Origin of the sequence: Burkholderia sp. Ac-20349 (assembly GCF_017104865.1) — a bacterium.
Taxonomy (GTDB): Bacteria; Pseudomonadota; Gammaproteobacteria; order Burkholderiales; family Burkholderiaceae; genus Burkholderia; species Burkholderia aenigmatica.
The window spans coordinates 1-8662 of sequence record NZ_JAAGPM010000223.1 but is presented as its reverse complement, the minus strand read 5'-3'; the positions used below and the strand labels follow the sequence as shown (position 1 = coordinate 8662).

The window sequence follows — 8662 nt, the reverse complement described above, 5'->3', positions numbered from 1 at the left end:
ATTCCGGCGCGCGCGAGGTGGCGAGGCGCGGCCGCGCCGCGGCCGGCGGCGTCACCGCGGCCAGGTCCGAATCGGCGAGTGCCACGATTTCGACGCTGCCGTCATCGAGCGTGCGGTTCGACAGCACGACCGCGTCGGCGCCGAGTGCCTCGCGCACGAGACGAAGGGCGTCGCGGCTCGTTGCGCCGGTGAATTTGCGAATGTTCAAGCGGAACCCCCGATGACGTTAACGACTTTGATCGTGCGTGTGTCCGGCACTTCGGCATACGACAGCACTTTCAATTGCGGCAGGCTGCGGCGCAGGAAGCGCGCGAGCATCGCGCGCAGCGCGTGCTGCACGAGCAGCACGGGCGGCAGCCCGAGATTCTGTTGACGCAGCATCGCCTGTTGCGTGCCGGTCAGAAGGTTGTGCGCGAGGCCGGGCTCGAGGCCCGGGTTCGCGCCGGTGGCGAGCGCCTGCGACAGCACGCGCTCGAGATTCGAATCGAGGCCCATCACCTGCATCTCGCCCGCGCCCGGATACCACTGCTGCGTGATCGCGCGGCCGAGCGCGAGCCGCACCGCGGCCGTGATCTCGAACGCGTCGCCGCGGCCTGCGTGTTCGGACACGGCCTCGAGGATCGTGCGCATGTCGCGGATCGGCACGCCTTCCTCGAGCAGGTTCTGCAGCACCTTCTGCAGCGTCGTCAGCGAGATCGTCTTCGGCACGAGGTCCTCGACGAGCGACGGCGCGTCCTTGCCGGTGCGCTCGACGAGCGCCTGCACTTCCTGGCGGCCGAGCAGTTCGGCCGCGTGCTGGACGACCAGATGGTTCAGGTGCGTCGCGACGACCGTGCTCGCGTCGACCACCGTGTAGCCGTACACCTGCGCCTGTTCGCGCATCGCGACGTCGATCCACACGGCCGGCAGCCCGAACGCGGGATCCTGCGTGACGGCGCCCGGCAGCGCGGCCGTCACCTGGCCGGGGTTGATCGCGAGCCACTGGCCCGGGAACACTTCGCCGACGCCGATCTCGACGCCTTTCAGCGCGATCCGGTACGCGTTCGGCCGCAGTTCGAGGTTGTCGCGGATATGGATCACCGGCGGCAGGAAGCCGATTTCCTGCGCGAATTTCTTGCGGATGCTCTTGATGCGCTTGAGCAGCTCGCCGTCGCTGTTCTTGTCGACGAGCGGAATCAGCCGGTAGCCGACTTCCAGCCCGAGCGGATCGATCAGCTGCACGTCGTCCCAGGTCGCCTCGTGGCTGTCCGACGGCAGCACGGCGGGCGGCGCGATGTCGGTCACGTCGCCGGCCGCCTTGCGGGCCGCCGCGCGCTTGGTCTGCGTGCGCGCCAGCCAGATCGCGCCGCCGCCGAGCGCGAGGAACGCGAAGTGCGGCATGCCGGGGATCAGCCCCATCAGCACGATGATCGCGCCCGTGATGGTCAGCACGCGCGGGTTCGTGAACAGCTGGCCGGTGATCTGCGTGCCGATGTCCTCGTCGGTCGCGACGCGCGACACGATCACGCCGGCCGCGGTCGAGATCACGAGCGACGGGATCTGCGCGACGAGGCCGTCGCCGATCGTCAGCAGCGTGTAGTTCGTGCCGGCCGCGGCGAACGTCATGTCGTGCTGGACCATGCCGACGATCAGCCCGCCGATCACGTTGATCGCCATGATGATCAGGCCGGCGATCGCGTCGCCGCGCACGAACTTCGACGCGCCGTCCATCGACCCGTAGAACTCGGCTTCCTGCGACACGGCCTGGCGGCGCTTGCGTGCCTGCTCTTCGTTGATGAGGCCCGCGTTCAGGTCGGCGTCGATCGCCATCTGCTTGCCGGGCATCGCGTCGAGCGTGAAGCGCGCGGACACTTCGGCGATCCGCCCCGCGCCCTTCGTGATCACCATGAAGTTGATGATCATCAGGATCACGAACACGACGATACCGACCGCGAAGTTGCCGCCCACGAGGAAGTGGCCGAACGCCTCGATCACCTGGCCGGCCGCGTCGGGCCCCGTGTGGCCTTCGAGCAGCACGACGCGGGTCGACGCGACGTTCAGCGACAGGCGCAGCAGCGTCGAGAACAGCAGCACGCTCGGGAACGCCGCGAAGTCGAGCGGCTTCATCGTGTACATGCTGACGAGCAGCACCATCACGGACAGCGCGATGTTGAACGTGAACAGCAGATCCAGCAGCATCGGCGGCAGCGGCAGGATCATCATCCCCAAGATCATGCAGATGAGGATCGGGCCCGCGAGCGCGCGCAGGTTGGTCCCCGCGAGCAGGTTCGGGCGCTTCGCGAACAGGCCGGTCGGGGTGCTCATGCTGCCTCCCGCCGGGCCGCCCCAAGGGAGGCAGCCGCCCCCTCGGGGGGCAGCGAACGAATGTGAGCGTGGGGGCTGATCATGCAGTACCTGCCTTACCGAGGCTGTCTTCCTGCTCGTCGCGCTCGTCGTCGGCGGACACCGACGTACCCTTGTCGAGGTCGGCCGGTACGTCCAGATCGACCGGCACCGCCGGGAACGCACCGCCTTCCGAACGGAAGCGCTTGAGCTGGTAGACCCACGCGAGCACTTCGGCGACGGCCGAGTACAGCGAGCCGGGAATCTCGCGCTCGAGTTCGACGTTGTGATACAGCGCACGCGCGAGCGGCGGCGCTTCGAGCAGCGGCACGTTGTGTTCGGCCGCGAGTTCGCGGATGCGCGCGGCGACGAGGTTCACGCCTTTCGCGACGACCTTCGGCGCGCGCATCTCGCCATCCGTGTATTGCAGCGCGACGGCGAAGTGCGTCGGGTTCGTGACGACCACGTCGGCCTTCGGCACGGCCGCCATCATCCGGCGCCGCGCGATCGCGCGCTGCTGCTGGCGGATCCGCCCCTTCACGTGCGGATCGCCTTCGTTCTCGCGATGCTCGCGCTTCACTTCTTCCTTCGTCATGCGCAACTTCTTGTTGTACTGCCAGAGTTGGTAAGGCACATCGAGCGCGGCGACCACCAGCATCCCGGCGACCGTCGTGCCGCAGCACACGGCGACCAGGTGCAGCGCATCGGGCAGCGCCACGCCCAGCGGCTGGGTCGCGAGGGCGAGCAGCTCGTCCTTGCTGCGCCAGATCGCGATGCCGCCGATCCCGCCGACGACCAGCGTCTTCGCGAGCGACATCCCGAGCTGGATCGGCCCCTGGATCGAGAAGATCCGGCCGAGGCCCGAAATCGGGTTCAGCCGGTCGAATTTCAGCTCGAACGTCTTTTGCGAAATCAGCCAGCCGCCGAGCGCCATCGGCGCGAGCAGCGCGGCAAGGCCGGTGAGCGCGAGGAGCGGCAGCAGCGCGGCGAAGCCTTCGAGGCTCGCGCTGCCGGCCGCCGACAGCATCCGGTTCGTGTCGAACGCGGTCGCACGATCGAACGTGAACGCGCCGCGCAGCATCGCCTGCAGATGCCCGCCCGACGGGCCCGCGAGCAGCCACGCGCCGTAGAACCCGGCCGCGAGCAGCGCGAACGAAGCCAGCTCGCGCGAACGCGCGACCTGCCCCTCCTCGCGCGCCTTCTCGCGGCGCCTGGGAGTGGCGGCTTCGGTCTTGTCGAGATCGCTCTCGTCTGCCACGGGGCCTCCAGTCGGGTACGGCGGAATGCCGCTTTCCAGTGACACCGATTATTCATGGAGGCGTCAAACGCCGATCGGTCGAGCAAAGCCGGGAAAGGGGGGTATTTCGAAGAATCGGTCGAGCCGGTGCGGACGGGGCTCGACAGGGGGACGGAACGGTGTGTGGCGCGGCGGAAAAACGTGCCGGGCGGTGCGCAGGCGCCTGACGCGCCGCACCCCGGCACGATCGCCCTGCACCATGCGTGGAACGGGTCGACGCAAACCCTGCGCGCGCAGGATTTCCCCGCCAGCTTCGTGTTCCGCTGCGCCGACGCGCGCGGCGAACCGGCGGAACGCGCCCGCGCGGCCTGGTGCGTGCCGGTCGTCGAGATCGAATCGGTGTCGGTCGATGGCGCCGGCCGATGCCGTCCGGATCGACAGCACCGCGTACGGGCCCGGCCACCGCTTCCTCGACCAGACGCGCGCGATGCGCAACGGCCGGCCACCGGTCTAGCGCCCGTTCGCGCCGGTCACGGGCCCGTGCCCTGGCCCGCCGCGGCGCGCTGCAGCGCGCCGAGATCGAGCTTCTTCATCGTCATCACCTGCGCCATCACGCGCTCCGCGCGCGCCGGATCGCCCATCATCAGTTCGGCCATCTGCACCGGCACGACCTGCCACGACACGCCAAACCGGTCGCGCAGCCAGCCGCACTGCTGCGCGCGCTCGTCGCCGCCTTCGGACAGGCGCGCCCAGTAGCGGTCGATTTCGGCCTGGTCCCGGCAGTTGACGACAAACGACACGGCCGGCGTGATCTGGAACACCGGGCCGCCGTTCAGCGCGACGAACGCCAGCCCGTCGAGCTCGAACACGACGGTCATCACCGCGCCCTCCGCGCTGCCGGATACGTGCGCACCGGCCTTGCCGTAGCGCGCGACGTGCACGATGCGCGCGTTGTCGAACACCGACACGTAGAAACCGGCGGCCGCCTCGGCGTCGCGGTCGAACCACAGGAACGGCGTGATGCGTTGTATGCGCGGGTTCATGGCGCTGCCTCCTCGATATCGTGCCGGACGAGTGCCGGTATTACATCGTAGGCGCTGGACCCGCGCGCGGCGGCGATCCGGTCCGACCCGTCGTGCCGCGCACGGCCGCCGGATAAAAAAAGGGGGCGATCGCTCGCCCCCTTGTTCCGTGTCCGGCCGTGCCGCGTCAGAACGCGACGAAAGGCTGTGCGCCGCCGCTCGCCGTCTTGTCCATCCCGAAGTAGATCGTCCGGTTGTAGAAGTACGGCATGCCGATGTCGAGCCAGCTGGACGAACCGAACGGGCCCGCGATGTCGTTGAACGCGAACGTCGACGAGTTCGAGAACAGCGCATCCGCGTTCGCGACGGACATCGCCACGGTGGCGCCCACGCCGTTCTGGCCGCTCAGCGTCGCCGAGTAGCTGGCCGGCGGCGATGCCGGGCAGTAGAACTGCGGATTCTTCGAGCAGGCCGTCTGCCCCGCATCGTTGAAGAAATACGCGTTCGAACCCGTGTCGAAGAACGCGGTCACGTTGCGCCCGAGGAACGTCGCGCTGACGTCGCCCGTCGTGGTCGACGTCATCACGGTCTTCCCGGTCAGGTCGGGCAGGCCGAACGTCAGCGTCCCGGTTGCGCTGGCCTGCCCGCTATCCGAGATGCTCGGCATCGTCACGCTCACCCCGCTGCTGTCGGCGAAACGATGCACCGGGTTGGCCACCTGCTGCGCCACCGGCACGAGCGCGACCGTGCAGTTCGCGTTGTCGCCGTTCGGGCACGCGTAGTAGTTGTTGCTCGTCGACGTCGACGTCGCGCAGGTCGTGCCGCAGTCGACCGGCGCCGGCCCGATGCCGAGGATCCCGTTCGCGCCGAGCGCGCTCGCCGTATTGGCCGACGTGCCGCCGTTCGTGCACGAGTTCGGCACGTTCGTCGTGCCGAGGTCGCCGATGATCTGCACGGGCAGCGAGCTCGCCTGCTCGGAACCGATCGACAGGTCGACCGTGCGCACCGAACCCCACGTATAGCTCGTCACGAACTTGCCGCACTCGGCGACCGGCGCGCCGCCGCTCGTCACTTGCGGGAAGCTGCCGAGCACGCCCGACACCGCGCTGCCGACGAGCCGCAGCCCGTAGGACGCGGTATCGACCAGCACGTTGTTGACCACCTGGCAGTTCGACGTGCCCGGCGCGCAGACCTTCACGCTGATGGTCGGGATGTTGATCACGTTCGCGACGCCCGAGTTGACGGTGATGACCGCCTTGTTCCCGGAATTGCCGTCCGAGCCGCCCGAACCGTTGTTGCCGTTGTTGCCCGAGTTGCCGCCGCCACCGTCGCCGCCGCCGCATGCCGTCACGAGTACGGCCGTTGCCGCCGCGAGGCCCAGCACGCCGAGCCAGCGCTTGAATGTACGAGGAATGCTCAAGATCGCTCTCCCGCTGTCACTGGATATCGGTGCCGGCCAGGCCGGCAGGCAGCGCCGTCGGCAGCCACGCCTGGCCCGAGAAGGCGCCCATGTGGCCGCCCGTCCGGATCACGAGGCCGCTCGTGTCGACGGACACGGGCGCGCGCCAGCCGCGCGCCTGGTGTGCCGCCTGGACGCCAGCGGTGTACTGCGGGAAATAGCTGCCGAGCAGCGACGCGAGATCCGGCATCGTCGGCCCGCGCCACGCGAGGCCGAACACGCTGCCGGCGGCCGACGTGTATTCGTGGATGACGGTGCCCGATCCGAGCGTGATCTCGCGGACGGTATAGGCGGCCGTGCTCGTCGTCTGCACGCCGTCTGCCGGACGCATCGCGCGCTGCAACGCGCGCACGGTCGCGGCCTGATCGTCCGCCGGCGGCGACATCGGCGCGCCGCCCAGTTCCGCGTGTGCGTGGACGCTCCACAGCACACCCATTGCAGCCGCCGCGTGCGCGACGGCCCAGCCCAAGCGTTTCAGCTTCACGTTCCCCCCCAAGGGACTGGCTTCGTTGCCGGCGGTGCGGCCATCGGGCCCGCGCCGCCTCCCAACATATGAAATCGTACGGATGACGCTACGTTGCTGCTGACGCGTAGTATGCCTGCTGAGTGTATCGAAGTGTCAATTTGACACAGGACCGCCGGGCCGCACACGTGCGGCGGATGGGGGGAAACGATAAGGTGGCGCGGTGACGCGTGCATCGGGCGCCCGCGCGAAACATGGCGCGCCGATGCATGCGGCAGGGTCAGAAGCCCAGGCTGGCGAGCAGGTCGTCGACCTGTTCCTGGTCCTGGACCACGTCGGATTTGCCTTCCGGCGCGATCTGCGGGCCGTTCAGCAGCGACTCGGGGCTGCCGGTCGGGCTCATCTGTTCGGCCGCGAGCGCGGCCGCGGTGGCCGCGAACTGCTCGCGCCGCTCGGGCGCGATGTTCTCGACGAGCACGGTGAGGAGCTGCTGCTCGATCAGGTAGACCATGTCCATGATCTTCTTGATCACCTGCCCGGTCAGGTCCTGGAAATCCTGCGCGAGCATGATCTCGAGCAGTTGCGCGCTGGTCGCCGACGTCGATTCCGGCAGCGTGCGCAGGAACGTGCGCGTATCGTCCATCAGCTCGCGCACTTCCGCGTGCTCGATCGGCGCCGCATACCACTGCGCCCAGCGCGCGTCGAGTGCCTCGGCCTCGTTCTGGATGCGCTCCTGCATCGGCTTCGCGACCTCGATCGCATTCAGCACACGCACGGCAGCCTGCTCGGTCATCGTCGCGACGTAGCGCAGCCGGTCGCGGGCATCCGGCACGGCTTCCGCCGCACGCTCGACATGCTTGTCGAGCCCGAGCTCGCGCATCGAGTCGCGCAGCGTGCGCGTGACGTGGCCGATGCGCGCGAGGATGCGGTCGCTCGCGAAATCGGCGCCTTCGGCCTGGCCGTCGGCGCTGAACCCGGCGCCGGTCAGTGCGGCATGGATCGGCTCGTTCACGTCAGCTCCCGGCCTTCGCCATCTTGTCGATGATCTTGTTCAGCTTCTCGTCGAGTGTCGCGGCCGTAAACGGTTTCACGACGTAGCCGCTCGCGCCGGCCTGCGCCGCCGCGATGATGTTCTCCTTCTTCGACTCGGCCGTGACCATCAGCACCGGCAGGTGCGTGAGCGTCGCGTCCGCGCGGATTTCCTTCAGCATCGCGAGGCCGTCGAGGTTCGGCATGTTCCAGTCCGAGATCACGAAGTCGTAGCCGCCGCCGCGCAGCCGCGCCAGGCCGGCGAGGCCGTCCTCGGCCTCGTCGACGTTCGAGTAGCCCAGTTCCTTGAGCAGGTTGCGGACGATCCGGCGCATCGTCGGGAAATCGTCCACCACCAGGATTTTCATGCTCTTGTCCATCGTCGTTCCTTTCCAGATTCGTTTCCGTCGGGACGCGTATCGTGGCACGCGCCCCGTGACATTCCATTCAAACGCGCTGCACGCGGTCGCCCATCGTCGCCAGGCGCGCCATCACGCGACGGCTCATCTCGGCGAGCGGCACGATCTCGTCCGCGCCGCCGAGCGCGATCGCCTCGCGCGGCATCCCGAACACGATGCAGCTTGCTTCGTCCTGCGCGAACGTGTGAGCGCCCGCGCGTTTCATTTCCAGCAGACCGGCCGCGCCGTCGCGGCCCATCCCGGTCAGGATCACCCCGATCGCGTTCTTGCCCGCGTGGGTCGCCGCCGAGCGGAACAGCACGTCGACCGACGGGCGGTGCCGGTTCACCGGCGGCTCTTCCGACAGTTGCGCAATATAGTTCGCCCCGCTTCTCGCGAGCAACAGGTGCGCATGGCCCGGCGCGATATACGCATGGCCCGGCAGCACGCGCTCGCCGTGCTCGGCTTCCTTCACCGCGATCCGGCACAGGCCGTTCAGCCGCTGCGCGAACGATTTCGTGAAGCCCGGCGGCATGTGCTGCGCGATCAGCACGGCCGGTGCATCCGGCGGCAGCGGCGTCAGCACCTCGCGGATCGCCTCGGTGCCGCCCGTCGATGCGCCGATGATGATCAGCTTCTCGGTACTGACGAGCGGGTTGTTGATCATCGGCGCGGCCGGCTGGCCCGCCGCCGCGCGTGCGACGGCCTGCGGCTGCGGCGCCTGGCGCACGC

General features: G+C 68.8%; 8 protein-coding genes and 1 pseudogene. All 9 read right to left on the bottom strand.

The features are described 5' to 3' along the window. Window positions 1-208, bottom strand: a pseudogene (gene flhF, locus G3N61_RS36740) (flagellar biosynthesis protein FlhF); the annotation flags it as partial. Beyond that, window positions 205-2304: a flagellar biosynthesis protein FlhA gene (gene flhA / locus G3N61_RS36735; protein WP_043185067.1), complete on the bottom strand. Its 2100-nt coding sequence runs from the start codon at window positions 2302-2304 to the stop codon at window positions 205-207. The gene flhA and the pseudogene flhF, both read right to left, overlap by 4 nt. 79 nt (window positions 2305-2383) lie before the next feature. Then, complete coding sequence (gene flhB, locus G3N61_RS36730) at window positions 2384-3580, bottom strand: flagellar biosynthesis protein FlhB (protein ID WP_043185065.1); 1197 nt, start codon at window positions 3578-3580, stop codon at window positions 2384-2386. A 509-nt stretch (window positions 3581-4089) separates the two neighbouring features. Next, entirely contained in the window at window positions 4090-4602 is a 513-nt protein-coding gene (locus tag G3N61_RS36725; RefSeq protein ID WP_089449701.1) for a VOC family protein, read from the bottom strand. Window positions 4603-4768: 166 nt separating this feature from the next. Next, a complete protein-coding gene (locus G3N61_RS36720) occupies window positions 4769-6001 on the bottom strand; it encodes a DUF3443 family protein (RefSeq protein ID WP_089449700.1) in 1233 nt (410 codons plus the stop codon). A gap of 16 nt (window positions 6002-6017) precedes the next feature. Next, window positions 6018-6524, bottom strand: coding sequence for a DUF2844 domain-containing protein (locus G3N61_RS36715; protein WP_089449748.1), 507 nt, complete (start codon window positions 6522-6524; stop codon window positions 6018-6020). Window positions 6525-6783: 259 nt separating this feature from the next. Further along, complete coding sequence (gene cheZ, locus G3N61_RS36710; protein ID WP_043185055.1) at window positions 6784-7515, bottom strand: protein phosphatase CheZ; 732 nt, start codon at window positions 7513-7515, stop codon at window positions 6784-6786. A gap of 1 nt (window position 7516) precedes the next feature. Beyond that, complete coding sequence (gene cheY / locus G3N61_RS36705) at window positions 7517-7912, bottom strand: chemotaxis response regulator CheY (RefSeq protein ID WP_006485893.1); 396 nt, start codon at window positions 7910-7912, stop codon at window positions 7517-7519. A gap of 67 nt (window positions 7913-7979) precedes the next feature. Further along, a partial coding sequence (cheB, locus tag G3N61_RS36700) for a chemotaxis-specific protein-glutamate methyltransferase CheB (RefSeq protein ID WP_205824854.1) occupies window positions 7980-8662 on the bottom strand: 683 nt, incomplete at its 5' end.